The organism is Occallatibacter sp. (assembly GCF_036502485.1).
Taxonomy (GTDB): domain Bacteria; phylum Acidobacteriota; class Terriglobia; order Terriglobales; family Acidobacteriaceae; genus Telmatobacter.
In genome coordinates, this window is sequence record NZ_DASXYM010000043.1 from 63,335 (window position 1) to 87,753 (window position 24,419).

Here is a 24,419-nt window from a genome sequence, read left to right on the forward strand (position 1 = left end):
ACACTTTGGCTCAGGAATCCCGTAAGCTCCTTTGTGATTATAGTCACTTGAAACCTGCATCGTCGTGACCGGCACCAAAAGGCTTAAGACCTCGCAGTTCACATTGTAAGATAACGTACCGCAAATTACCGCGACAGTGCGAACTACAAACCGTGACCCGACGCCATCCGGCTCGCCTTGCTCCACCGGTGCAGCAGGCTGGTAGAGATCACCACCAGCGCGACCGTCAACCCGATCCACAGCCCGAACACCCCGCGCTTCATCCAGAAACACAGCACAAATCCCAGTGGCAGCCCGATCGCCCAGTATCCGATCAAGTTCGCAATCATCGGAACACGCGTCTCGCCCAGCCCCCGCAGAGCGCCGGTTGACACCGTCTGGATCCCATCAAATATCTGGAACGCCGCCGCAATCAGCAGCAGAGTCGGGCCCACCGCCATCACCCGCGGATCGGTGGTATACACCGCAATCAGCGGCCGCGGCACCGCGAACAGCACCACCCCCGCCAGAAACATGAAGCCCGTTCCCAGCCCCAGCGCCATCCATCCGGCCCGCCTTGCCCTCGGCGCGTTCCCTGCGCCGATCGCGTGGCCCACGCCCACAGCCGCCGCCGCACTCACCCCCAGCGGAACCATATACGTGAGGCTGGCATAGCTCAGCGCGATTGTGTGCGTAGCCAGTTCCACAGGCGTCAGGAACCCTGCCGAAAATGTTGCCAGATTCCACGCCCCCACCTCCGCCACAATCTGACCCGCCGCCGGGGCCCCCAGCCGCACCATCTGCTTGATCTTCAGCAGGCTTGGCTTTGCCCAGCCCGCAAACAGCGGATGCCCCCGGCTGCGCTCATACCGCCACGCAAAACCGATCAGCGCCGCCGCCATGCCGACACGGGCGATCACCGTCGACAGAGCCGACCCGCGCACCCCCATCGCCGGCGCACCCAACCGTCCATAAATCAGCACCCAGTTGCCGAACCAGTTCAGCAGGTTCGCCATCACAAAGGTGACCGTAACCACCCTCACCTGCCCAACCCCCTGCAGATACCGCCTTGCCGCCCCGTACAGCAGCAGCGGCAGTGTGCCCCAGATCAGCACCCGCAGATAATCGCCCGCCGGCCCGGCCACCGCGGGATCAATCCCTACATGCCTGAACACCAGGCTGGCCGCGGACAGCAGCAGCATCAGCGGCGGGCTCACAATGCAGACCAGATATACGCCCTGCGCCAGCCAGTGATGGCAGGCGTCGTGATCATTGCGCCCGTAGGCATGTGACACCAGCGTGTCCAGCCCCAGCAGCAGCCCAATCCCGAACAGCGAAGGCACATAATAAACGGCATTGCCCACCGCCACCGCACCAATGGCCTCCGGCCCAAGCCGGCCCACCATGATGGTGTCCACAATGCCCTGCAGCATCCATCCCAGTTCGCTCAGCACCACGGGAACCGCCAGCGCCGTCATGGCGCGCAGTTCCCTTCTCCACTCGGCCTGTGCTGTCGCCTGCGTCACTTTTTAACTCTACAGGGGACACACCGGGCACAAAAGTGAGTCACACTCTAGGAATGAAGCGCATCACCCTCTCGGCCGACGCAGAACAGATCGACACCGCGCGAGCCATCGCACGCGCCCAGGGGAGAACCCTCAACGACGCATTTCGAGAGTGGCTGGTGGAACTCACATCCACCTCGCCCATGGCGAGCGAAGAGGGCCAATCGGTGGATTACGACGCACTCATGAAGACCCTGCGTCACACCCATCCGGAACAGCCCCGTCATCGATCTCAAAAGTAACGCCTAGCTCGCAGCCATCGCCGGCGATTCGAACGCAGCCACAGCCTTGTTCTCGTCGTCGTACACGTCAAACACCGTGTACAGCTTCGTAATTTGCATCAGGTCATGAACGCGCTTGGTCAGATTGAGTAGCTTCAACTGCCCTTCACGGTTCTTCACCGATGTATAAGCCGCCGTAAGCTCGCCCAGCCCGGCGCTGTCGATATAGCTGACTCCCCCCAGGTTCAGCAGGATCTTGCGCGATCCCTGCCCCAGAGCATCGCGAATCTCATCCCGGATGCCCGCACATGCCTCCCCCATCGTCAAACGGCCAGTGAGGTCAATCAGCATCACGCCCTTCACTTCCCGCGTGCGCATCTTCAGGTCCATAAGTGCTCTCCTTCGCGCTCAGAACGTGCCTCCGGGCTCGATCCAATCCCGGTGTTATGAACTCTACCGCTCTTTAAGAGCATTTCGGAATAGATTTTTCGGTTATATGCAGACGCTGCGGACGCGCCCGCAAGCCTCCTATTCGCAACCCGCCGCGGCCAGCCTCTGCAGATCGCGAATCAGCCCGTTCGCCGCCTCCCGCGAGCTGACCGGCGCCAGAATCTCCTTCGCCAGTCCATCGAAAGTGATGGAATTGTTCAGCACAATCTGCTCATGCAAGCTCGACTGGGCCGATCGCACCCGCAGCCATGTGAAGCTGCACGCAGCGTTCTGTTCGCACTCGGTATGCATGGCGCGGCCAAGCTGCCTGGGCCGCCCATCCATTACATCCAGGGCCGCCGCAATCTCCCGCGTCAACCGGAAGCGGATCGCATACTCCGTCTTGTCCTGCATGTTTCCCGTGGGCGCACCCTCGATGGTGCCGGAATAGAGATCGTCTATCTCCACCCGAGCCTCCACCTCGCACCCGTTCACGCGCACATCGCGCAACACTCCGTACACTGACCCGTGCAGCTCCACATCCCGCTTGTGCTTGTCCCTGTATTTCTGTCTATAGAAGAGATACGTGCCGCGCCTGGCTTCCTCCCCCCCATCCGCAAGCAGCGCCCGCAGCGGTTCGCGCAGCGGCGGCGCAAACTGCGGCGGCGCAAGCGCCACCCGGCCTGCCGCCACAAGGCACCCCAATAAGATTGCCTGAAGCCGCACCCGAAACCGTACCACAACCGTCATCGCATCTCCCGCCTCAAGCATCCGGCCATCCGTTGACTTGGACGCGCCCCCTGCGCTACCGTGAGGGCTCAGCGCGAAGGGCGCATCCAGTCCGCGGAAAGGGCCGTGCCCACCTTATAGCAAGTCAACACAGCGAATCTTCTTTCCCGCCCAAGCATGCGGACCCAGGGGCGACATCGAAAGGAGCTTCGTATGCCTGAAAAACAACTCCCCGCCCACCCCAGTCTCGAGCAGTATAAAAAGCAGGCCAAAGACCTCGCGCGCGCCTGCCGCCTCAACGACAGCGACGCCCTGGCGCGCCTCCGCCTCCATCATCCCAAACCTCCCGAGAGCCGCGTGGCTCTTGCCGATGCGCAGCTGGTCCTCGCCCGCGAGCATGGCTTCGACACCTGGCCGAAATTCGCCGCCGAGATCGGGCGCGTGCGCATCGCAACTGCCATCGCCGATCTCGCCGATCCCGTTGATGCTTTCCTGCGCGCCGCGCTGGTCCCGCGCGACGGCTCCTCACACTCTGAGGGCGCGCTGGATGAAGCCAACGCGATTCTCACCCGCTATCCGCAGGTTGCTGGCGCAAACATCTACACCGCCGCCGCCCTTGCGGACGAAGCCGCTGTCCGCGCCTTTCTCGCCCGCGATCCCACCCTCGCATCGACAACCGGCGGCCCCTACAACTGGGACCCGCTCTGCCACATTTGCTTCTCGCGCTATCTGCGCCTTGATGCATCACGCTCCGATGCCTTCGGCCGCGCTGCCCAGGCACTTCTCGACGCCGGCGCCAACCCCAACACCGGCTGGTATGAAAAGCCGTGGAGAACCGGCGATCCTGAGGTCTGGGAATCCGCCCTCTACGGCGCCGCCGGCGCGGCGCATCACGCGGGCGTCACGCAGTTATTGCTCGATCGCGGCGCGGATCCCAACGACGGCGAAACTCCTTACCACGTGCCGGAGAGCTACGACAACACCGTCCTCGAGCTCCTGCTCAAGAGCGGCAGAGTCGATGAAAAAGGAAAGGCGTGGATCCTCGCCCGCAAGGCCGACTGGCACGACTACGACGGCATGCTGCTCGCGCTCGACCACGACTGCAATCCCAACTTCATCCCCCACTGGGGAACCAGTGCGCTCCAGCATTCGGTCTTGCGTGACAACCGCATTCAGATCATCCAGCTTCTGCTCGATCGCGGCGCCGACCCCCTCCTTCCCAACAAGAAAGACGGCAGCAACGCCGCACAGCTAGCGGCTCGCCGCGGCCGTGGAGATGTGCTCCGGTTGCTGGCCGAGCGCGGCATTGATCCTGGACTGCGCGGCTTTCACGCTCTCGCCGCCGCATGCGCCCTCGGCGACCTCTCGCGAGCCCAGGAGTTGCTGCGGACCGACCCCGATGCGCGCTCCTGGTTTGCCGTGCACCGCGGCGATCTGCTCGGTGCCTTCGCCGCGGTGGGCAACACAGAGGGCGTTCGCTGCCTCCTGGACGCCGGCGCGCCCCCCGATGCCCTCTATTCCGGAGACGCGTACTTCGGCACACCCGGAAACTCCACTGCTCTCCACGTAGCTGCCTGGCACGGCAATTCGGACACCATGCGTCTCCTCATCGATCGCGGAACTCCCTTGAATGCGCTCGACGGCACTAGTTGCACCGCCCTGCAGCTTGCCGTCCGCGCCTGCACCAGCTCCCACTGGAAAAACCGCCGCAGCCCCGATTGGATCGAGCCCCTCCTCGCCGCCGGCGCCTCGACCGAAGGAATCGAAGTGCCCACCGGCTACACCGCGGCCGATGAACTCATTCGCCGCCACGCCACACATTTCTAGCCAGGTGCTTCGTGTCAGGGCACGACTGAAACAGCAATTGAAAACACGCAACTTACTGATTCTGCAATGTCCCAAATGCCAAGAAGTCCACAAATCCCAGGTCGTTAGCACAAATTAGCACAATTCACTCACAGAACAGAGGTCTCAATGTAAGGGAACGAGCGGCCTTCTTGGGAACAACTGTACGAAACTTCCCAATCGCCCACGATAGGGCCAAGACCTCTTGGTCCACCGTTCGTGAGTCAACAGGCTTTGGTAAGCTCTGGCTGAGTAATCCTTATGGGAAGGCGCAGCAGGATAATCGTGATCCTCTTGACCGTCATAGTGGCGGCAGCCGCAGGTTTCGCTTATTTCGTTTGGCGAGGCTTGAATGAAGCGGCTCATTTGGAGCCGGGAATGGTCACGCTTCACCTTCCATCGGGAGCTACCGCGTACGTCCGGCGACAGTCGCTATTCCGTAAGCCAGCCGAGGTCTACTTGTCTGCGTCTGGAGACTTCTGTGCACCGTACGATCGATCACATGACTTCAAGCTGCCCGACGTCATTCACGGGGGAACTGAATCCCCATTGCTGGTTTCTTATCAGGGCAACACGATCATTTTGCACGGTCCTAAGCAGATTCTGCGGCCGGGACACGCCCCGCCGAGTTCCTTCAATGTCATTTACGAGGAACTGACGCCCGAGGTGTACTCGGCTTACGTGGGATCGGACCAGCAATCCCAAAAGCTCCCCGAAGGCTGGGTGCGCGTTGAGGTCCCATTCGGCCACAATACTTGCGCCTTGTAGTCACGTTTGCGGCTATCCTTGCGTTGCTGTCCTATCACCGCCTATTGGGAAATCTCGGCTGAACCAAACCTGTTCAACACGATTCATGCGAGCACCCATAGCACAGAATCAGTACAAGAATTTCCGAGCATTCTGTCTCCCCATGAATCTGAAGGAGTTCTGGACACCGCTTTGTGTCAGGGCACGACTTTAAGCCGTGCCCTGACACTTCATGCCTACCCAACACTTTCAGTCGATTGTGGCTGTATAGCTTCCGACTGGATGCCGGATTGAGGATCGCTAGAAAGGCCGGTCCGTCCACAATTCCTTGTCCGCGATGGTCTTCACCGGATAGAGCTTGCCTTGAAGCAGCTGCTCAACCTTGGGCTGGTTTGCATCCTGCGCGAAGATCCACTTCCGCTCGCCCGTGCCCCACATCTGCAGGACTTGCGTATCATCAAGGAAGATCTTTGGCGCGTCGGGCCAGCACGATCCCCACACCAGCGAAGAGCCCTCACCCTGCGGCGAGCACGGCGGCATCACCACGTAGGCGGGCTTGTGCAGGAAATCATGCGTGTAGAACACCACAGAGGATGCGTCGGATTGATCGCCGTAAATAATGAAGGAGTCCGCGGGCGTGCCCTTTGCCTCAATCACATCCGCAACCTGCTTTGAGCTCAGCATGGGATCGAAGCGGGCAAACGCGAGATGGGCAGCGACAAGGAAGACGGCGCTCGTGACGGCCAAGGCGGTGGTCGCGGCCACATGATTGCGCCGGAGCCGCAGGATCAAGCTCACGGCTGGGCCCACCAGCAGCGTCACTGCGGCAAGCACAGCCGGCAGGCGTAGCGCCGCGAACGACGGTCCTGTGAGATCGAAAAAGTGCGACATGGACAGCGTGTAGTTGCCCACGTCGCGATGCGCCAGCAGTGTGCCGATGTCGGGCACAAAGGGCAGACTGCGCGATTCCCACAATCCCCACGCCAGCCCCGCCGCAGCTGCCACGCCCGCTAGGGCAAATACCGTCTGCGCGCCGGTGAGCCAGCGGGTGCTCAGCAGCGGCTTGCCATCGGCGGCTCCGCGCTGCTTTTCGGTTTCAGATGCGATGCCTGCGATCAGGATCAGCAGCGCCGGCCACGCGGGAAAGGTGTAGTACTCCTGGTTGGTTGAAAGCGAGAAAAACAGCAGTATAAAAGCCGAGTAGATGCCGAGGAGCCACGCCGTGCGCACCCGGAACTTCAGCCTCGCGACATAGCTGGCCACGTCTTCGCGGGCTGCATAATCGAGGTAGAAGTCAACCGTCTGGCCTGCATCGCGGCGCAGATGCTGCATCCAGTTGTGGCGCGTGCGCCAAGCCACGACGACGAGTGCCGGGAGAAACAGGCTCCACGGAAACAGCCATACCAGGTGTGCGAGCCAGTACCAGATGACCGGCATGCGGTTGTAGTCATGCGGAAACCGCGTGCCCAGAAAGCGGAACACGTGCTCATTGAGGAAGTAGAAGTACCAGAAGCCGTGCACATTGCCGGGGGCGGGGTGATTGCCCACGGGGTGTCCCTGATCCGGGTTGGCTAGGCCTGCGAGCACATGCCACGGGGCGGCGATGAGGAGGAACAACAGCGCGCCCGTGAACGGCTTCAGATCGCGCCAGCGCCGCCACAGTCCGCTCATCAGCAAGAGCGGCACGGCCGCGGCCACAAAGAACACCGGCGCAATCAGGCCCTTGGTCAGTGTGGCCAGCGCCAGCGCAGCCCACATGCCGTAGAAGCGCATCGGCCGATGGCTCTCAAATCCTCTGATGAAGCTGTACAGCGCAAACATCAACAGGAATGACAGCAGCGCCTCGGGAATTGAAAATCGCGTGAAGAGAAAAATTCCGATGGACGTGAGTACGCCCAGAGCAGCATAGTAGCCGGCGCGCTTGCCCCACGCGCGGCCTGCCCACAACCATGCCAGCCACGCGCAGCCCAGAACCGCAATCGCGTTCGAGAGATGTGCTGCAAACACGTTCTGCCCAAAGACCTTGAAGAAGCCCGCGGCCAGCCAGTAGGGCAGCGGAGGCTTCTCGAGGTAGCGCACACCGTTCACATAGAGCGTGACCAGGTTTCCGGTCTCGGCCATGTGCTGCGCGGCCTGCGCATGTGAAGCATCCACATCATCAAGCAGGGGCGGCGTAAACAGAGAGGCAAACTGAACAGAAAGGAAGATAAGAGCCAGCAGGACCCATGCGGCAACGGGGGAATTGCCGATACTCGCACGCATTTGCGTATCAGAAACTCTATTCATTCTTCCGGTTTCCAGCATGTATCAGGATATCAGCCGCGTGGGACGCCGTTTCGCAGTAAAAGACGCTCAGCGCCGCGGCAGCATGAAAACTGCGTGAAACGGAATGGTACGTTGATCCTGGAACGCAGCCGCTCCTTATCGCGTATCAGGCGCCATGCGGATCCGCCGCAGCATCGCCGCGCTTCTGGTCGCGATCGTTTCGATGTGGCTGTTCCTCTGCGTGCTCATCGGCGTCGTAGCAACCACTCCGAGGAGATCAATCGGAGCAATCCGGCCGTTGCCCTCTGGGAGCCAGCCAACGCCGATCACTGCGGGGCCTCCTCCGCTGACCCCGCTGGTTACGAGGCACACGTACTCGGATGGTTCGCGGCACACGACGTCAGGTGAGCGCCCTGTCGTGTATGTTGACCTGATAAGAGCTTCGTGAGGAGCATCCGGCCGCATGCCTGTCTTTGCCGCTATCGATGTAGGTTCCAACTCCTGCCGTCTTAAAATTGCCCGCGTCGTCGCCCACCGTCTAAAAACCCTTCATGAAGACCGCGAGGTCACGCGCCTCGGCGCCAGCGTCTTCGAGTCAGGACTGGTCTCACCGGAAGCCATGGCCGCCACGCTGCGCGCACTCAAGCGATTTCAGCGCGCGGTGCAGACCCATGCCGTGGACCGGCTTCGAATTGTGGCCACCAGCGCCATGCGCGATGCCCGCAACGCAGCCGCCTTTCAGGGGTGGATCAAGGCGGAAACCGGCTGGAATCTCGAAATCATCTCCGGTCTGGAAGAAGGCCGGCTCATTCATCACGGTGTGATGGCCGGCGAAACCGCCGCGCATGGCCGGGTGCTGCTCATCGACCTGGGCGGCGGCAGTTGCGAGATCACGCTGAGCGATCACAAGCGCATCCGGGAGACCATCAGCCTCCCTCTGGGCGCCGTGCGCCTGAGCCAGGAGTTCCTCTGCGCCGATCCCCCTGCCGCCGAAGGCCTCCGCCAGATGCGCCAGCTTATTGCCCGCGAGCTACGCCGCGCGCACCGCCGCATTCACGCCGACGATATCGACCACGTGATTGCCACCTCCGGCACCGCCGCTGCGCTGGCCGACGCCTGCGCCGCATTGGCCACGCAAGCCAGGCCGGCACGCAAAATGGTGGGCAAGCAGGGCCGCGGCATGGCTCAGGCCATCGCGCGCGCGGGAGTGGCCGCAGGTATCGCGCCCACGGCTCTGGTACGCAAGCTCGCCGCGCGTATGGAGAAGTTGCCGCTGCCGGATCGCGAGGCCATTCCCGGCATCGGCCCACGTCGCGCGGAAATCATCATCGCCGGCGCACACGTGTTCTCAGAGATACTGGAAAGCTTTTCCCTGCCCGGCTTCCGCTACTCGCCCTTCGGATTGCGCGACGGACCGCTGGCCCAGATGCTGGCGGAAACCGATACCCGCGCCAGCGGTCATCGCGAGTTTGAAAAGGAACGCTGGGAATCCGTTCTCGCCACCGCCCGCCGTTACGGTGTCGAGGTACGATCGCCAGACCCCGTACGCGAGCACGCTGTTCAGCTCTTTCGCGAGTTGCGCGGCTTGCACAAACTCCCCGACGAATATGAAAACTGGCTGGCCGCCGCGGCCGTGCTGCGCGACACCGGCAAATTCATCAACCATCAGGGCCATCATCGCCACACGCAGTACATCATCTCCAGCTCTGAAATGTACGGCTACACGCCGGTGCAGCGCACCATCGTCTCCGCAATCGCCCGCTACCTGGGCAAGAGCCGGCCCCAGCCTTCTGATCGCGCCATGCGCAACATCCCGCCAGAAGAACATAAGAACGTCACGAGGGCGGTAGTGCTGCTGCGCCTGGCCGTGGCCCTCAACCAGGATCGAGCCAGCGATGTGGTTCGCGTGGTGGCGCGCGTCTATCCCAAACGTGTTTATGTCGACGTCAAGCCCGGACGCACGAGCGCGGAGCTGGAGTTGTGGTCTCTGCGCAAAGAGGCCGATTATTTTCGCGAGGTCTTCGGACGCGAGCTCTTCCCCACGCTGGCATAGATCTGCCGCGCGGTCCGCGGGTCAATTAACCACTGCATTCGCGGCGGATGATGATCCATGTCGACGCGCGCGATCGACGCCTTCCGCATCCTGATCGCCGCGGGACCGTTGCCCGTGATCATCTTGCCGAGAAACTGGAACATGGTGGGGTTGTGCCCCACCACCAGCAGGCCTTCGCGGCCCTGCGCTTCATATTTCGCCAGCAGATCCTGGAATGCCGGGTACCCTGCCTCGGGGAGGAGGGCGGGGCTCATCTCGACCTTTGCATCAAAGCCAAGCTCGGTGCCTACAAACTGGGCGGTCTGCAACGCGCGCTTCAGCGGGCTAGAGACTATGGCGTCGATCGATACCTTCAAGGCGCTGAGCACGCGCGCCATCAGCATGCACTGATCTTTTCCTTCTTTGATCAGTCCCCGCTTGGCATCGAGCAACGGATTGCCGCGACGCAGTCCCGCATTGGCATGCCGCATAAGATAGACGTTCATAGTTAGTTTTCCGTGGGGATTCGGAATGCTCCCCCTTTACTTATCAGGGAGACATATTAACACGATTGTAACCTACCATGGCTAAAGAGCTAAATTACGCCACACGTTCTGCTTAGGCCGATTCTTCAGCAGCCGCGGTGACCTTCCACAACTGGCTGGTAAGCAGCCCATGCAGCCATTGCCGCTCTTCAACCAGAGCAAAGCCGGCCGAACGCAGAGCTGCCTGCCAGTTGGGCAGCCGTTGCATGTTGAGCCCGGTCATTACTCGGAACGCCCAGTAGAGGGACTGCACCACGGGGCGTGCGACCCACCGGCCAAACGAGTTGGCCGGCACGGCAAACTCTGACACCACCCATTGCGCCTGCGGCGCCAGAGAGGGCCGCACCCGCTCCGCCAGCGCCAGCACGTCCTCGTTCCTCAGACAGTCGAGGAAGAAGTGGGTCGCCACGATGTCGTAGTCAGCCGCCGGATCGGGCGTCCAGGTTGCAGCATTCTGCACCTTGACCCGAACCCGCCCAGCATCGGCTCCAGCCGCGCGCAGCAGAGACTGCAGCATACCCCGGCTCACGTCCACGGCATCCACGGCAACGGCTGGATTCGTGCGCAGCAGCGCCTGGGTGAAGCGCCCGTCGCCATCGCCCAGCACCAGCGCTCGCCGCGCTCCAATCATCGAGGGGAGAAACACGCAACGCGCCCGCCCCAGAAACGGCCCAAAGCTGAGCCACTCCATCCAGCGATAGACCGCTGCCAGCCCGTCAAAATTCGGCTCGGGATCAGGCCGGTCTGCCGTGCCGCAAGCGAATTCGCCCTTTGCGCTCTCGATCACCGAAGCGAATCCAATGCCATCGCCAGCACGATGGGGGTCAGCAAAACCGGCGTCAGCAGCATCAAGTCTGCGGCTGCCCGCAATGTCACCGCATCCATCCGCTCGCGCCTCGCGTCGAGGCCGGCCAGCATCAACGCACTCAACGCAGCCGCAGCCAGAAGCATCGCAACCCGCAAGTCAACAATGGCGGCCGCCAGCCCACAAAGCGCGCATATCCTAGCCATGCGCAACCCCAGGCGAGCCACACCTGTGTCCCTGAGCGACCCGGCTGCCCATGCCTCCCAACGCCCAATGGCGGCCAGATTCAGCCAGGCCAACCCCGCAAACGTCAAAGCGGGCGCCGCCATGCGCAAAGCGATGTGCACAACACCCGAGCCCGCTGACGGCAACACCGGCAACATGCATCCGGCGCTGAAAATCACGCCCACCACCACTTCGCGCGAGACAACACGCCCCAGCCAATGCATCACCCGTGCGATCCAGCCAGACCGCAGCCCTCTGCCATGCACTCCCGAGAAGTACGCCAGGGTGGCCAGGCCCATCAGCGAGTCGCGCCGCAGAGCCGGCATAGCAAGCCGCTGTTCCACCATGCACCCTGCCACGATTGCTGCCGCTCCCGCCAGCGCCGACATCGCCCGCCGGTGACGCCAATGAAACCAATGGCGCTCCTGCAGAATGTGCCGGCCCGGGTCATCCCGCCCCGCCCTTGCGTCCAGCAGGCGGTCAAAGACGTAAATTGCCCACACCACCAGTGCCAGCACCGCCAACATTGCCGGGGCTACCCGCACCCGGGCAGCCCACGCAAACGCGCAGGCCCACACCACCGCTACGGTGGGAGCATCCAGGCTGGTCAGATGCCAGAGTTTGAGGACGGCAGGGCCACGCCACACAGTGCACCGGGCGAATGGATGGAGAAGCGACTGCGGAGCCGGCGGATTGAGGGGAATCAATGCCACTGTCTCCATTTTAGAAGCAGCTCTGAGCTGTCCTGTTTGCCACCATTCCTTTACGATCCCCTCTCTCCTAAGGTTTTTCTAATCCCCGCCGATACTTTCCCCATCGAGGACTTGCTTCCCATGCCGCACACGCTCAAAAACACATACCTGTTGGCCTCTCATGAGCCCGCGTTCCTTGCGGCTGTGGAGCCGGTCCTCGTTGCAATTGGAGCTGAGGTTCGCATCGTTCTATCACCGGAGGCAGCGCTGGCGGCACTGAGGCTGGTCGACGTTGCAGCTGCGCCGCAAATGGCGCTGATCGACGCTCGCCTGCCGGGCCTCGACCTGGGTCGCTTGCTGGCTGCAGCCCGTGCCGAGGCCGACCATCGCATGCTAATTGTCCTGTTTTCAGACACTGTCTCGGAGGACTCTAAGAATCGGCTCGAGGAGGGCGTTCTCGATGACCTGCTTCCTACCGCGCTGCCGGCCGATCAGCTTTCCGTTCGCCTGGGAAGGATTCTCCGTGCGCACCGTCGCGAGCAGGAACTCGAATCCTTGCAGGATCTGCTCGCGCGCAACGACCACACCGACCGGCTCACCGGCGTTTACACCCGCGATGCCATCCTGTCACTGCTCTTCCGGGAGACCGACCGCGTCCAGCGCATGAACACATCGCTGTGTTTCATCCTGTTCGATATTGACGACTTCGGGCACTGGAACGCGCGGCTTGGACCCGACGCCTGCGATCAATTGCTCGTGTATGTCACCGAGCGCGTCTCCCGGCTCCTGCGCAGCTATGACCTGCTCGGCCGCATGGGCAAAGACGAGTTTCTGGCCGGTCTGCCCGGCTGCACCCCCATCAACGCGGTTCTGTTGGCGGAGCGGATACGCGGCGAAGTCTTCGGGACGCCGTTTTCGGTCGCGGCAAGAGCGGTGCGACTCACAGCCTGCTTCGGCATCGCACCCAGCAACGGGCGCTCCCCGGTTGTCGTACTGCGGGAAGCAGAGGAAGCTCTGCGTCTTGCTCGCGAGACGGGCCCGGAGACGATCCAGTGTGCCGCCGACCTCCCGCATGCCAAACCCGCCCCCGCCGCCTTCCTCTCGGCAGACGACCGGTTCGCCTGGTAGCTTTCGCCCCGCCTGACTCTGCCGACTCGCGACTTATAAGGAATGGAAGGCTCTGCCTTCGATTGAGCCAGCATGGAAACTGCTCAGATTTTCCATACAAATTGCCGATGAATATGTATGCTGAGCATGATGTCCCCACGCCATCTTCCTTTCCGCCGCATTGCTGCGATGGCTGTGCTTGTCTTCTCCGCGCTCTGCCTCCGCGCGGAGCAGGCGACCGCAAGAATCGCGCCGGACGTGCCCACGGTCATCGAGGGGCTCGGCAAGGGAACGGTCACGCTCAGCGGCCCATGGCAATTCCACCCCGGTGACGACCTCGCCTGGGACAGTCCCATGTTCAACAGCTCCGGCTGGGAACAACTCACCGCGGACGAGCCGTGGGGCCGCCAGGGACATAGCAATCTCACCGGCTTTGCCTGGTATCGCTGTAACATCGCGCTCACCCCCGCTCCCGGCCTGCCGCCGCATTTCGCCCTGCTGGTGCCAAAGATAAGAGACGCCTACGAGGTCTACTGGAACGGCGCGCTCATCGGCCGCAACGGCAAGGTCCCCCCAGGGCCGGTCCGAAAGCTCTCGCAGCCGGCGCAGGTCTTCGATCTCGGCCCCATCAACCGTCAGGCGCAGCAAGGCGTACTGGCCATCCGCGTCTGGAAAGCTCCTCTGCTCTCCGACGACTCCGGCGAGGCCGGTGGCTTTGGCGCCGCGCCTCTGATCGGAAGCCCCGACGCCATTGCAGCCGCGCAGCAAGCGAGCGAGTTCCAATGGCTGCGCAGCCGGCAGTTCCTCTTCGCCCAGAGCCTGCTCTGCGCTGTAATTGGTCTTCTCAGCCTTCTGCTCTGGCTGCGCGTACCCAGCCGCCGCGTCCTGTTCTGGACGGCCGGCTTCGCCATAGCGTCCCCGGCCTATCTCATCCTCCTGAACGCCCATCTGGGCTTGTCCTACGTTGTGGCCATGGGAGCGGCACAACCCATCGTCATCGTGCAGGATGTGTCTCTGTGGTTTCTGCTCCTGTGGCTGCTTCCTCTCCACCAAAACCGCAGACTCTGCCGCCTCACGCGCATCCTCGCTCTGATTCATGTCGTCAATGCCACCCTGGACGGCGCATTGATCGCCCTTAGCTGGAATCCGCAGTGGACCCGCTTCGCCCGGATCGCCGATGCCGTCTCTACCGTGCCCTCCGTATTGCTGGAAGCATTTCCCCTGGTCCTGGTGAGCTATGCCTTCTTCCGGCGTCGCCAGTTCGATTCCGCCCGCTGGCTGGTCGCCATCCTCGCCCTGCTCGACGAGTTAATGATGGAGTTCAGCAACGTGGTCAAACAAGGCCGCCAGTTCACCGGCTGGTCCATCGCCGAGAACATCGATGCACCCCTGTTTTCAATCGCTGGCAATGGCATCTCCCTGTCCTCGCTTGCCGGAGCACTTCTCTTCGTCGCCATTATGTACGCCGTCTTCAATAGCGTTCGCGTAGACCAGCGCCGCCGCGATGCCCTGGAGCGGGAGAAGGTGGAGCTGATCCATGAAAGCAAGCGCATGCGCCACCAGGCCGAGCACGACGGTCTGACCGGCCTTTGGAATCACCGCGCCATCGTTGAGCGCCTCGAGGAAGAACTCCTTCGCGCATCGCGTGAAAGGGTGTCTCTCAGCGTGATCCTCATTGACATCGACTACTTCAAGAAGGTCAACGACACATTTGGCCACGTAGCAGGCGACCATGTTTTGCGGGATGTCAGCGCCATCTTCACGCGCTCTCTGCGAGCCTATGACTGCGTGGGCCGGTACGGCGGCGAGGAGTTTCTCGTCATCCTGCCCAGTTGCGCGATTGAAGGCGCCCTGGCACGGGCCGAACAACTGCGGCAGGCCGTGGAATCGGCGCATATCACCGCCGCCGACACGGTGTTGCGCGTAACTGCAAGCTTCGGCGTCGCTTCGGATTTTCCGCCTCACTGCGAAACCGAAGCAGTCATTCGCGCGGTGGATGCGGCCCTCTATGACGCCAAAAACAGCGGGCGCAACCGCGTGTTCCAGGCCCAGATGGACCCCTCGCTCTGCGAACGATAACCCCGCGGCAGGGCCCCCGCCTTCTGCAGGGCCCCACCGCGGTTAGCTCATTCCCTCATTCAGGCTGATCTCCCAGAACCGACGCCTGCTCCGCGAACGCCTCCTGCGTGCTGGCTCTCACCTTCCTGGTAATGCCGGACCACACCGGATTGATCCTGGACGCATCGGCATCCGCGGCCGCCATGGCGGCCTCATACTCCGCCGTCCTGGCAATCCCGTTCTGGTAGGCGGGGAGTCCCTTCACCAGCTTGAACGCCGCCGCAATCACCACACCCACATCGTCCCTGAGCTCCTCCGGCACCCCGGCGTAGACCTCTGCCCTGTGCTCCTCAATCCACTGGAATGCAATGGGCAGCACAACCGAGCTCACCCACGCGCCATAGGCTTGCAGGGATTCGATCCCCGCAATCCACGACGGGTGATTCTCCCAGTCCCGATGCGGTCCGCCCGGGTGATGGTGAGTGTGGCAAAGATCGCAGAGGTACTTGACGATGGGCATGAGAGATTCTCCTTTATGCTTGAGTGCCACTTGCACGTTCCATGCCGAGGAAACGGCAGAACCCCGGAGAGGCCCAGTCGATGCTCTGAACCGGCTGATTCGCAGATCTGGGTTATGCGCGGTTTCGCCGGCGAGTCCGGCGCGAAATCTGGGTACTGAAAAGCATGGAAATTCTAGCAGGCAGCGCTGTCGGGCCTACCCGCCGCCGTGCACCGCGCATGCACGCCGGACTGCGACCGCTGGCGCGAACGTCCTCTGCGGAATGATCGACCAACTCTAGTAGTAGTCACGCCGCGCCGGTCCTCCCGTTTTTCGTTCGACGAGAGTGTTTCGGTGCGTGTATATAAATTGATTGTCTTTTGAAATCAGCCCTACCCGTCGTGCAGCTGCGACTCCCTGCTACGTCGGACGCGAGCGCGTCCGCCAATAACAGAACCTCCACGAAGCCAACCAGCAAGAGGACCGCATGAAAGCCCTGTCCCGCACCTTGATCGCCCTGGCCGTCGCCCTCGCGTGCTTCGCGCCGCTTCCATCAGCAACGGCCGCCAGCGCCGGCTCACCCCGGCAGGAACTGGATGCCGATGCGGGATGGAAATTCTTCCTGGGTGATCCGAGCCGAGCGGAAGCTCCTTCGTTCGCCGATTTGTCCTGGCGCGCGGTCGACCTGCCCCATGACTGGAGCATTGAGAGCAAGCCCGAGAAAGACAACCCTAGCGGCGCAGGTGCAGGGTTCTTTCCCGGCGGCATCGGATGGTATCGCAAGTCGTTCCAGGTTCCTGCCGAATGGAAGGGCAAACGCGTGAGCGTTGAATTCGATGGCGTATATCGCGACGCCACCGTGTATCTCAACGGGCACAAGCTGGGGACACACCCTTACGGCTACACCGCATTCACGTTCAATCTCACGCCGGAGCTGAACCCGACCGGCGTCAATGTGCTGGCCGTGCGCGTGGACAACTCGGCCCAGCCGAACAGCCGCTGGTACAGCGGCTCAGGCATTTACCGCCATGTTCGCGTCGTGGTCACCAATCCCATTCATGTGGCGCACTGGGGCGTCTTTGTCTCCACGCCAGAGGCAACGACCACCTCCGCGAAGGTCGCTGTCCGCACCCGGATCGTGAATGAGGGCTCCGATGCGGCGGGCGTGACGGTGGAGACGGAACTGCTCGACAAAGCCGGAAAGAAAGTCGGCAGCACGCAATCCAAGCTCAGCATCCCGTCGGGCAAGGAGGACGAAGCGGCGCAGGACATTGCTGTTGCGAATCCGTCGCTCTGGTCTCCGGAGTCACCCGCGCTGTACCGGGCAGTGTCAAAAATTCTCCAAAACGGTAAGGTCGTTGACCAGGTCACTACCCCCTTCGGCATCCGGTCGCTTGCGTGGTCGGCAGAGAAGGGCCTTCTGCTCAATGGCACGCCCATCAAGCTCACCGGGGGCAGCGTTCATCACGACAACGGCCCTCTCGGCGCCGTCGCCTTCGATCGCGCTGAAGAGCGCCGCGTGGAGTTGCTGAAAGCCGCCGGCATGAATGCGGTGCGCACCGCGCACAATCCGCCTTCCTCCGCGTTCCTTGACGCCTGCGACCGCCTGGGTTTGCTGGTCCTCGATGAGCCTTTCGACGTATGGAAAGCGCACAAGGTCAAGTTCGATTACGGCAGCGACTTCGACCAATGGTGGAAGGAGGACGTCTCGTCCATGGTGCTGCGGGATCGCAATCACCCCTCTATCGTGATCTGGGGAATCGGCAATGAGATCCCTGAACTCGAAGTGGAAAGCGGCGCGGCGCTGGGCAAGCAGCTTGCCGACCAGGTGCGCGCCCTCGACAACACCCGTCCGCTCACTCTGGCTTTTCCCGGCACAACTACCAAGCCCACTGCGCAGGCCGTGTTCTCGCTGCTCGACATCACCGGGTACAACTACAACATTCTTTATAGCTACCAGAAGGACCACGAGCAGTTGCCGGCGCGCATGATGCTGACCACAGAGTCATGGCCGACGAAAGCGTTCCCTCTCTGGCAGGTTTCGCACGACAATTCCTACATCCTGGGCGACCTCACCTGGACGGCCATGGACTACCTGGGAGAGTCGGGCATCGGCGCCTGGATGTACGGCACTCCGGAACAGGCCAAGCTGGCGCCGGCGGTGCAGAACATGATGGCCGGCACCGGCATGATCGACCAATTATTCGCCGGCATGGCGGAAGGCAAAGACGCGATGGCGGAGATGTCGAAGAACAACTCCGATCCCAACGCCAAGGCCATGATGGAGATATTCAATCATCCGTATCCATGGCACGCCGCGGTCTGCGGCGACCTCGACCTGACCGGTTACCGCAAGCCGCAATCCTACTATCGAGACATCATCTGGAACGGCGGCGACCGCGTATACGCCACGGTGAGGCAGCCCGCGCCGGATGGCAAAGAGATCATAGCCATCATGTGGGCTACCTATCCCACGCTGCCCTCATGGACCTGGCCGGGACAGGAAGGCAAGCAGCTTGACGTGGAAGTCTACTCCGGCGCAGAAAAGGTCCAGCTCTTCCTCAATGACAAGCTGTTGGGCGAGAAGGATACCGGCCGCGAGCAGGAGTTCAAGGCTGTGTTCTCCGTTCCCTATGCGCCGGGCACGCTGAAGGCCGTGGGACTGCGCGGGGGCCGCAAGGTCGCGGAGAGCGTGCTCGCCACCGCGCAGCAGCCTGCCAAACTCCGCTTCACAGCGGATCGAACCGTCCTGCATGCCGACGGACAAGACCTCTCGTTCATCACGGTGGAAGCCGTGGATGCCGAGGGCCGGCCCGATCTGCATGCCGACAAGAACGTTCAATTTGCGATCAGCGGGCACGGCGTCATTGCAGCGGTGGGCAATGGAGATGCCCAGGACCCGGACAGCTACAGCAGCGATCGGCGCAAGCTCTATCAGGGCCGCGCGCTGCTTGTGATTCGCACATCCAGGCAGGCAGGGGAAATCAAGCTGACCGCGAAGAGCCCCGGCCTGAGCGACGCTTCCTTAAACCTCGACGCCCGTCCCGCACAACCGCGCCAGGAACTGCGCTGAACGACGGTCCACCCCGCGGATCAGCCCACGCTTTCGGCTTCCGCCAGAAATTCCTGAAACACGTCATTCGAAACCATCCGCCCGCGGGGAGTGAGCCGGAATCGACCCTCCTCGCGCAACAGCAATCCGTCTCCGGCAAGCCTCCCGGCCACCTCGACGGATGCCGCCACCAGTTCTCTTCCAAACTCCTCTTGGAGCTCTTCGGGGTCGATGCCGGCATTCGTCCTGAGCGCCAGAAACCACGCTTCTTCCACCTGCCGGGCGGGGCTGAGCCAGGTCGTTTCGCGGAACAGGTCTCCAGAGAGGTAGCCCTTCAGATCATCCGTGGTCGTCGCCCGCAGCACCAATTCGCCCCCGTCCTCCCGCAGCATCGACGACGCATCTAGCCCCAGCCCCAGGTACGGCCTCCGCTGCCAATACCTCAGGTTGTGCCGCGACTCGAACCCGGCGCGCGCGAAGTTGGAGATCTCGTACTGCCGCACTCCAGCGGACTCCAGGTGCGCAACCGCCGTTTCGTACATCTGCGCGATGGCATCGTCGGTCGGCACAAGGCCGGCCCGGTAGCGCGCGCCTCCTGACATCAGTTCGCGCCCGAGCCGCGAATCTTCATCCACCTCCAGCATGTACACGCTGCCATGTGGCACGCCGGACTCGAGCAGTACCTCCAGCGATTCATTCCAGGAAGCGAACGTCTGCCCTGCCAGCCCTGCGATCAGGTCCACATTCAGGTTGCTGATTCCCATGTCGCGCAGCCGCCGCAAATCATCCAACACCACCGCCCGGCTGTGCAGGCGGCCGCTCTCGTGCGCCTCCTTGTCGATGAACGACTGCACGCCCAAACTGACCCGGTTCACACCAGCGCTGAGCATGGCATCCAGAACCGGATCGCCCAACTGCCCCGGCGCACACTCTACGGTGATCTCCGCGTCCGGATCCACAGCGAACTTCGCCCGGATCGCCGCGAACAGCCCATCGAACAGTTCCGGCTCCAGCAGCGACGGAGTTCCTCCGCCCAGATAGATGGTGTCAACCCGGCTCGGCAGCTCCAGACCCAGCCCTCCAGCCCACTCGCCGGCCGCGTTCAGTTCTTCAATCACCCTGGAAATATATTGCGCATGTTGATCCGCCGGAAACACTCCCGACGCAAAATTGCAATAAGTGCACTTCGACTTGCAAAAAGGCACGGAAACGTAGAGACCAACGGCAGAATCCGGCATCCATTCCATCATGGATCATTCTTTCACGGGCTCAGACGTGCAGCCCAGTGTGGCGACGTCCGCCGCCCTGCCGACGAGCGCCACCAATCAAAGCAGACGCACCTCCTGGCCCATCGGCGCCATCCTTATCATGCAGAGCATTCTTTTTCTGGGGCACGGACTCCTCTTTGTCACATGGAAGTCGTTCTGGTCCTTGGATCGCTCGGTCTCCGCTCCGCTGGCTGCCGTTCTGCTGGTGCTTTCGGTCAGCTTCACCTCCGCCTCCATGCTCGGGTTCCGGTACACCAACGCTTTTATCGCTGTGTACTACAAGCTTGCCGCCATCTGGCTCGGATGCCTGAATTTCCTCTTCTGGGCAGCCTGCCTGTGCTGGCCAGCTGACCTGTTTCTGCGCCTCACTATGCCTCATGCTTCACTTGAAGTGAGGCCGTGGATAGCCATCATTCTGTTCGGCATAGCTATCACTGTGTCGCTGTGCGGATTCGTTAACGCACGCCTCATCCGAGAGCGGCGCGTGACGGTGAAGCTGCCCAATCTGCCGCACTCCTGGCGCGGCCGTAACGCCATGCTGGTGAGTGACCTCCACCTCGGCCACGTGAATGGCGCCGGATTCTCGCGCCGCATCCTCAAGATTGCCCGCCGGCTTGACCCCTCCATCATCTTTATTGCAGGTGACCTTTACGACGGATCCACGGTGGATGCCGAGCGCCTGGCGCGGCCCCTCTTTGAGATGAAGCCGCCCCTCGGCGTCTACTTCTCCGAGGGCAATCACGAAGACTACGGCGACGCGGCTGGCTACTGCGCCGCGGTGCGAGACGGCGGAATCCGCGTGCTGCGCAACGAAGTTGTTGATGTGGAAGGGGTAAAGATCATCGGCGTGCCGTATGCCGAGTCCGTGTACCCGGCCCATTTCGCCAACTTCCTTGAAAGCCTGCAGCTTAAGCCCGAGCAGCCCAGCATCCTCATCAACCACGTGCCAAACCGGCTTCCGCTGGTCGAGAAGGCGGGCGTCAGCCTCCAGCTCTCGGGTCACACGCACGGCGGGCAAGTCTATCCGTTCACATGGTTTGCGCGCCGGGCCTTCGGCCGGTTCACCTTTGGGCTGCAAGAGTTCGGGCGGCTGCAGGTGCTCACCTCGAGCGGCGCCGGAACCTGGGGTCCGCCCATGCGCGTGGGCACAGCGCCCGAGGTGGTGCTGATCACATTCGCGTGAGGCGACGGGCACAGGGGTGTGATGTATGTCGCTGCTCATAGAAGATAGCGGAAGTACGATTTGGGTGTTCTGAATCCGAATCACATAGGAACCGCCGTGTCTGATCAGCCTCGCAACACCTCCCCCGCAGCCCCGCAAATCGTCCGCACCCACCGCACCGGCTACGATCTTCTGCTCCATCCGCTCCTGAACAAAGGGACCGCCTTCACCGTGCAGGAGCGCGATATCTTCGGCCTCCACGGACTGCTGCCGCCCCACCTGGGCACGCTCGACGATCAGCGCGACCGCCGCAAGAAGGCTCTCGACAACCAGCCCGACGGTTTCGCCAAATACACCCTCATGCGCGATGTGCAGGACAGCGACGAGACGCTGTTCTACTCGTTGATGGAGCACTACGTTGAAGAGCTGCTGCCCATCGTCTACACGCCGGCGGTGGGCGAGGGGTGTCAGCGCTTCTCTGAAATCTGGCGCAAGCCGCGGGGGCTCTTCATCAGCTATCCCAACCGGCACCGCATCGACGAGATGCTGGCCCATCCGCGCTACGACGAGATCCGCTGCATCGTGGTCAGCGATGGGGAGCGCATCCTGGGCCTGGGCGACCAGGGCGCGGGCGGCATGGGTATCCCTATCGGCAAGATGGCGCTCTATACGGCGCTGGGCGGGATCCCTCCCTTTCACTGCCTGCCGATTCTGCTGGACGTGGGCACGGACAACCAGGCTCTGCTCGACAACCCCATCTATGTTGGCTGGCAACATCAGCGCGTGCGCGGGCCCGAGTATGACGACTTCATTGAGGAATTCGTTGCGGCCGTGATGCGGCGCTGGCCCAACATCCTGCTGCAGTGGGAGGACTTTGCCGGCGAGAACGCGCTGAAGATCCTCAAGCGGTATCGCGACCGGCTGTGCACCTTCAACGACGATATCCAGGGGACCGCGGCGGTGACCACCGGAACCTTGCTGGCCGCGGTGCACGCCACCGGCGTGCCGCTCAAGGACCAGCGCATTGCCATGTTCGGATCGGGGTCAGCTGGTGTGGGCATCATTGAACTGCTGGTCGCCGCGATGAAGGCGGACGGGCTGACTGAGACCGAAGCCCGCGAGCGCATCTACGCGTTCAATCGCCACGGCCTGATGGTGGAGGGCGACCCCGCCCTCCGCGCGAGCCAGATGCCGCTGGCGCGCCGTCAGCAGGACGTGAAGGATTGGCACCTCAGCGGAGACGGGCCGATCTCGTTGCTGGATGCGGTGCGCAACGCCAGGATCACCGTCCTGGTGGGGACCTCTGCCCAGGCCGGGGCGTTCACTGAAGAAGTTATCCGCGCAATTGCCCGGAACGCGGAGCGCCCGGTGATTCTGCCCTTGTCGAACCCCACGTCGAAGTCGGAGGCGGTGCCGGCCGATCTGCTGAGATGGACCGGCGGCAAAGCCCTCATTGGCACCGGCAGTCCGTTCGCGCCGGTCGATGTGGACGGCCGCACCGTGCGGATTTCGCAGACCAACAACTCCTACATCTTCCCCGGACTGGCGCTGGGAATTCTCGTTTCCCGGGCGCGGCGCGTAACCGAGGCAATGATTATGGCCGCGGCCAGAACGCTGGCCTCGCTCTCCCCGGCGGTGCAAAATCCCGATGGCGCGCTCCTGCCGCCCGTCGCCGACTCACGCAAGGTGGGACTTGCCGTGGCGCAGGCCGTCGCCGCCGCCGCGATCGCCGAAGGCGCCTCAGATCTGCCGATCGACCATGTCCAATCAGAACTCGACGCGTACGTGTGGCAACCGGTGTATCGGCCTTACGAGCTCGTCCAGACTTGCGCCTGAAGGATGACGAGATCGTAGGCTCCGCCGGACCACAAAGCTCGACCGCACTCTAATCCAAACCAGAGTGCGGGAGCATCCATCGGCCGCCCGCCCCCTTCAGACATCCTGAGGAGACTAAGGAATGAGACCGTTGCTGAAAACTCTTGCAGTGAGCGCTCTGGCCCTGTCCTTTACGGGCGTACCGGTCATTGCACAGGATCACCACGACGATCAGGAGCACCGCGACAGCGACCACCGCAACAATGACCATCGCGACAATGACCATCGCGACAAGTATGTTCATCACGATGAATGGAGAAAGGGCGAGCACATGCGCCACGAGGACTGGGATCGCGGACGTCGCGTCGACGACTGGCAAGCCCATCACCTGCGCCATCCCCCCTCTGGATATGAATGGCGCGATGTCGATGGGCAATACGTTCTCGCCAATGGCGCCGGAGTGATCTTCCAGATAGTGGTACCGCGCTGACCCGCAGGTCAGGCGCGGGCCCCAGGAACAGTCTGCCCCAGCTGTCCGAATGGAGACTTGGGGCAGATCACACTACCGGCCAGCCCGTGCTGCAAGCTGGTCACGCGGAACACTGAGCATGAGCCTCAGGGGTTTTTCTTGGGCGCGGGTGCGGGCTCGGACTCGCTGGTTGGCGGGACAATCCCTTTGAGGCGCATGTAGGTCACCATGTTTCCATAGTGCTCATCGGTATGCGCGGTGTTCAGTGAATACACGGTGAGCCTGGCAATGTCCATGCGGCCCATAAACTTCACGATCTCACTGCCCTTGGCATCGGTCATGCCTTCGAACGATTTGTTGCAGTAGGCGAGCGCATCTTTCAATGCCGCCACCAGGTCTGCCTTCGACGTCTTTGATTTCTCAATCCCCTTCATCGGATTTTCTTCGCCCACGGCCAGGGAGCAGAACATGTAGTTGGCGTCTGCCACGTGACCAACCAGTTGCCCGAAGCTGCGCACCTCCGGCGTCGGTTTGAATCCATAATTCTCTTCAGGCATCTTCTCGGCGGCACGGAGAGCTGCGCCGCTCATGAACGAATAGAGGCCCTTTTCGCTGGCCGTGATCGGGTTGGCGGGCGCGGCCGGTGAAGCCAGTTGTGCGAGCAGGGTGACGGGAAGAGCCATCAAGCCGGCAAAGAGAGTACAGAGTTTGTTTTTCACGCGAACCCCCATCGGTCGAAAACAAGAGGCATCAGGATATCAAAGCTGGGTAAGCCGAACTCCAGCCCGCACGCGCTGGCTGGCCCTGCAAACCTTCGCGACGACCCACCGGGCCGGCGTTCCTGCAGACAGCTCTGTTCGAGGAAGCAGTTTTTAAAAGCAAACCGGACCGGCTGCGTGTTCCATATCGG

The 24,419-nt window shown here is 62.3% G+C and carries 20 protein-coding genes; 10 read left to right on the forward strand and 10 right to left on the reverse strand.

The genetic code is table 11. The features are described from left to right. Positions 1 to 143 precede the first annotated feature (143 nt). The gene (locus tag VGL22_RS06975; protein WP_465266182.1) at positions 144 to 1,505 is read right to left on the reverse strand and encodes an MATE family efflux transporter; all 1,362 of its coding nucleotides are present in this window, start codon (positions 1,503 to 1,505) and stop codon (positions 144 to 146) included. A gap of 53 nt (positions 1,506 to 1,558) precedes the next feature. Between VGL22_RS06975 and VGL22_RS06980 the strand changes: the two genes are divergently transcribed. Further along, complete coding sequence (locus tag VGL22_RS06980) at positions 1,559 to 1,786, forward strand: hypothetical protein (protein WP_465266183.1); 228 nt, start codon at positions 1,559 to 1,561, stop codon at positions 1,784 to 1,786. A 3-nt stretch (positions 1,787 to 1,789) separates the two neighbouring features. On the opposite strand, the gene VGL22_RS06985 is transcribed toward VGL22_RS06980, so the two are convergent. Both VGL22_RS06985 and VGL22_RS06990 read right to left on the reverse strand, forming a co-directional pair. Then, positions 1,790 to 2,155: an STAS domain-containing protein gene (locus VGL22_RS06985; RefSeq protein ID WP_465266184.1), complete on the reverse strand. Its 366-nt coding sequence runs from the start codon at positions 2,153 to 2,155 to the stop codon at positions 1,790 to 1,792. Positions 2,156 to 2,293: 138 nt separating this feature from the next. Beyond that, positions 2,294 to 2,944 (reverse strand): hypothetical protein, encoded by a 651-nt coding sequence (locus VGL22_RS06990; protein ID WP_465266185.1) that lies wholly within the window; start codon positions 2,942 to 2,944, stop codon positions 2,294 to 2,296. 192 nt (positions 2,945 to 3,136) lie between these two features. On the opposite strand from VGL22_RS06990, the gene VGL22_RS06995 reads away from it, so the two are divergent. Beyond that, entirely contained in the window at positions 3,137 to 4,750 is a 1,614-nt protein-coding gene (locus tag VGL22_RS06995; protein ID WP_465266186.1) for an ankyrin repeat domain-containing protein, read from the forward strand. A gap of 396 nt (positions 4,751 to 5,146) precedes the next feature. Next, positions 5,147 to 5,536, forward strand: a complete 390-nt coding sequence (locus VGL22_RS07000) for a hypothetical protein (protein WP_465266187.1) — start codon at positions 5,147 to 5,149, stop codon at positions 5,534 to 5,536. Between the two features lie 279 nt (positions 5,537 to 5,815). Here the strand turns inward: VGL22_RS07000 and VGL22_RS07005 are convergent, their stop codons facing one another. Continuing rightward, positions 5,816 to 7,801 carry an ArnT family glycosyltransferase gene (locus VGL22_RS07005; RefSeq protein ID WP_465266188.1) on the reverse strand — a complete coding sequence of 662 codons (1,986 nt, stop codon included), beginning with the start codon at positions 7,799 to 7,801 and terminating at the stop codon, positions 5,816 to 5,818. 442 nt (positions 7,802 to 8,243) lie between these two features. Between VGL22_RS07005 and VGL22_RS07010 the strand changes: the two genes are divergently transcribed. After that, positions 8,244 to 9,833, forward strand: coding sequence for a Ppx/GppA phosphatase family protein (locus VGL22_RS07010; RefSeq protein WP_465266189.1), 1,590 nt, complete (start codon positions 8,244 to 8,246; stop codon positions 9,831 to 9,833). Here VGL22_RS07010 and sixA read toward each other — a convergent pair. From sixA to VGL22_RS07025, 3 genes are all read right to left on the reverse strand, one after another. Next, entirely contained in the window at positions 9,785 to 10,318 is a 534-nt protein-coding gene (gene sixA, locus VGL22_RS07015; RefSeq protein WP_465266190.1) for a phosphohistidine phosphatase SixA, read from the reverse strand. The genes VGL22_RS07010 and sixA overlap by 49 nt on opposite strands. 112 nt (positions 10,319 to 10,430) lie before the next feature. Then, complete coding sequence (locus VGL22_RS07020; protein WP_465266191.1) at positions 10,431 to 11,144, reverse strand: class I SAM-dependent methyltransferase; 714 nt, start codon at positions 11,142 to 11,144, stop codon at positions 10,431 to 10,433. Next, positions 11,141 to 12,100 carry a hypothetical protein gene (locus tag VGL22_RS07025; protein WP_465266192.1) on the reverse strand — a complete coding sequence of 320 codons (960 nt, stop codon included), beginning with the start codon at positions 12,098 to 12,100 and terminating at the stop codon, positions 11,141 to 11,143. Before VGL22_RS07025 ends, VGL22_RS07020 begins: the two co-directional genes overlap by 4 nt. Positions 12,101 to 12,220: 120 nt before the next feature. Between VGL22_RS07025 and VGL22_RS07030 the strand changes: the two genes are divergently transcribed. Beyond that, positions 12,221 to 13,207 carry a GGDEF domain-containing protein gene (locus VGL22_RS07030; RefSeq protein WP_465266193.1) on the forward strand — a complete coding sequence of 329 codons (987 nt, stop codon included), beginning with the start codon at positions 12,221 to 12,223 and terminating at the stop codon, positions 13,205 to 13,207. Positions 13,208 to 13,324: 117 nt separating this feature from the next. After that, positions 13,325 to 15,265: a GGDEF domain-containing protein gene (locus tag VGL22_RS07035; protein WP_465266194.1), complete on the forward strand. Its 1,941-nt coding sequence runs from the start codon at positions 13,325 to 13,327 to the stop codon at positions 15,263 to 15,265. 55 nt (positions 15,266 to 15,320) lie between these two features. On the opposite strand, the gene VGL22_RS07040 is transcribed toward VGL22_RS07035, so the two are convergent. After that, positions 15,321 to 15,764, reverse strand: a complete 444-nt coding sequence (locus VGL22_RS07040) for a hypothetical protein (RefSeq protein WP_465266195.1) — start codon at positions 15,762 to 15,764, stop codon at positions 15,321 to 15,323. A 466-nt stretch (positions 15,765 to 16,230) separates the two neighbouring features. On the opposite strand from VGL22_RS07040, the gene VGL22_RS07045 reads away from it, so the two are divergent. Further along, a complete protein-coding gene (locus VGL22_RS07045; RefSeq protein ID WP_465266196.1) occupies positions 16,231 to 18,816 on the forward strand; it encodes a glycoside hydrolase family 2 TIM barrel-domain containing protein in 2,586 nt (861 codons plus the stop codon). 20 nt (positions 18,817 to 18,836) lie between these two features. Here the strand turns inward: VGL22_RS07045 and hemW are convergent, their stop codons facing one another. Beyond that, positions 18,837 to 20,033: a radical SAM family heme chaperone HemW gene (hemW, locus tag VGL22_RS07050; RefSeq protein WP_465266197.1), complete on the reverse strand. Its 1,197-nt coding sequence runs from the start codon at positions 20,031 to 20,033 to the stop codon at positions 18,837 to 18,839. Positions 20,034 to 20,043: 10 nt separating this feature from the next. Between hemW and VGL22_RS07055 the strand changes: the two genes are divergently transcribed. The 3 genes from VGL22_RS07055 to VGL22_RS07065 all read left to right on the forward strand — a co-directional run bounded on the left by VGL22_RS07055 (position 20,044) and on the right by VGL22_RS07065 (position 23,530). Then, positions 20,044 to 21,246, forward strand: coding sequence for a metallophosphoesterase (locus tag VGL22_RS07055; protein ID WP_465266198.1), 1,203 nt, complete (start codon positions 20,044 to 20,046; stop codon positions 21,244 to 21,246). Positions 21,247 to 21,342: 96 nt separating this feature from the next. Next, positions 21,343 to 23,061, forward strand: coding sequence for an NAD-dependent malic enzyme (locus tag VGL22_RS07060; protein WP_465266199.1), 1,719 nt, complete (start codon positions 21,343 to 21,345; stop codon positions 23,059 to 23,061). A gap of 121 nt (positions 23,062 to 23,182) precedes the next feature. Then, positions 23,183 to 23,530 (forward strand): RcnB family protein, encoded by a 348-nt coding sequence (locus tag VGL22_RS07065; protein ID WP_465266200.1) that lies wholly within the window; start codon positions 23,183 to 23,185, stop codon positions 23,528 to 23,530. A 125-nt stretch (positions 23,531 to 23,655) separates the two neighbouring features. Here VGL22_RS07065 and VGL22_RS07070 read toward each other — a convergent pair whose 3' ends face one another. After that, complete coding sequence (locus VGL22_RS07070; protein ID WP_465266201.1) at positions 23,656 to 24,228, reverse strand: DinB family protein; 573 nt, start codon at positions 24,226 to 24,228, stop codon at positions 23,656 to 23,658. Positions 24,229 to 24,419 lie beyond the last annotated feature (191 nt).

Coding starts and splice junctions, on each gene's coding strand:
- VGL22_RS06980 (WP_465266183.1), top strand. CDS start 1,559: ATGAAGCGCATCACCCTCTCGGCCGACGCAGAACAGATCGACACCGCG.
- VGL22_RS06985 (WP_465266184.1), bottom strand. CDS start 2,155: ATGGACCTGAAGATGCGCACGCGGGAAGTGAAGGGCGTGATGCTGATT.
- VGL22_RS06990 (WP_465266185.1), bottom strand. CDS start 2,944: ATGACGGTTGTGGTACGGTTTCGGGTGCGGCTTCAGGCAATCTTATTG.
- VGL22_RS06995 (WP_465266186.1), top strand. CDS start 3,137: ATGCCTGAAAAACAACTCCCCGCCCACCCCAGTCTCGAGCAGTATAAA.
- VGL22_RS07000 (WP_465266187.1), top strand. CDS start 5,147: ATGGTCACGCTTCACCTTCCATCGGGAGCTACCGCGTACGTCCGGCGA.
- VGL22_RS07005 (WP_465266188.1), bottom strand. CDS start 7,801: ATGAATAGAGTTTCTGATACGCAAATGCGTGCGAGTATCGGCAATTCC.
- VGL22_RS07010 (WP_465266189.1), top strand. CDS start 8,244: ATGCCTGTCTTTGCCGCTATCGATGTAGGTTCCAACTCCTGCCGTCTT.
- sixA (WP_465266190.1), bottom strand. CDS start 10,318: ATGAACGTCTATCTTATGCGGCATGCCAATGCGGGACTGCGTCGCGGC.
- VGL22_RS07030 (WP_465266193.1), top strand. CDS start 12,221: ATGCCGCACACGCTCAAAAACACATACCTGTTGGCCTCTCATGAGCCC.
- VGL22_RS07035 (WP_465266194.1), top strand. CDS start 13,325: ATGCTGAGCATGATGTCCCCACGCCATCTTCCTTTCCGCCGCATTGCT.
- VGL22_RS07040 (WP_465266195.1), bottom strand. CDS start 15,764: ATGCCCATCGTCAAGTACCTCTGCGATCTTTGCCACACTCACCATCAC.
- VGL22_RS07045 (WP_465266196.1), top strand. CDS start 16,231: ATGAAAGCCCTGTCCCGCACCTTGATCGCCCTGGCCGTCGCCCTCGCG.
- hemW (WP_465266197.1), bottom strand. CDS start 20,033: ATGCCGGATTCTGCCGTTGGTCTCTACGTTTCCGTGCCTTTTTGCAAG.
- VGL22_RS07055 (WP_465266198.1), top strand. CDS start 20,044: ATGGATCATTCTTTCACGGGCTCAGACGTGCAGCCCAGTGTGGCGACG.
- VGL22_RS07065 (WP_465266200.1), top strand. CDS start 23,183: ATGAGACCGTTGCTGAAAACTCTTGCAGTGAGCGCTCTGGCCCTGTCC.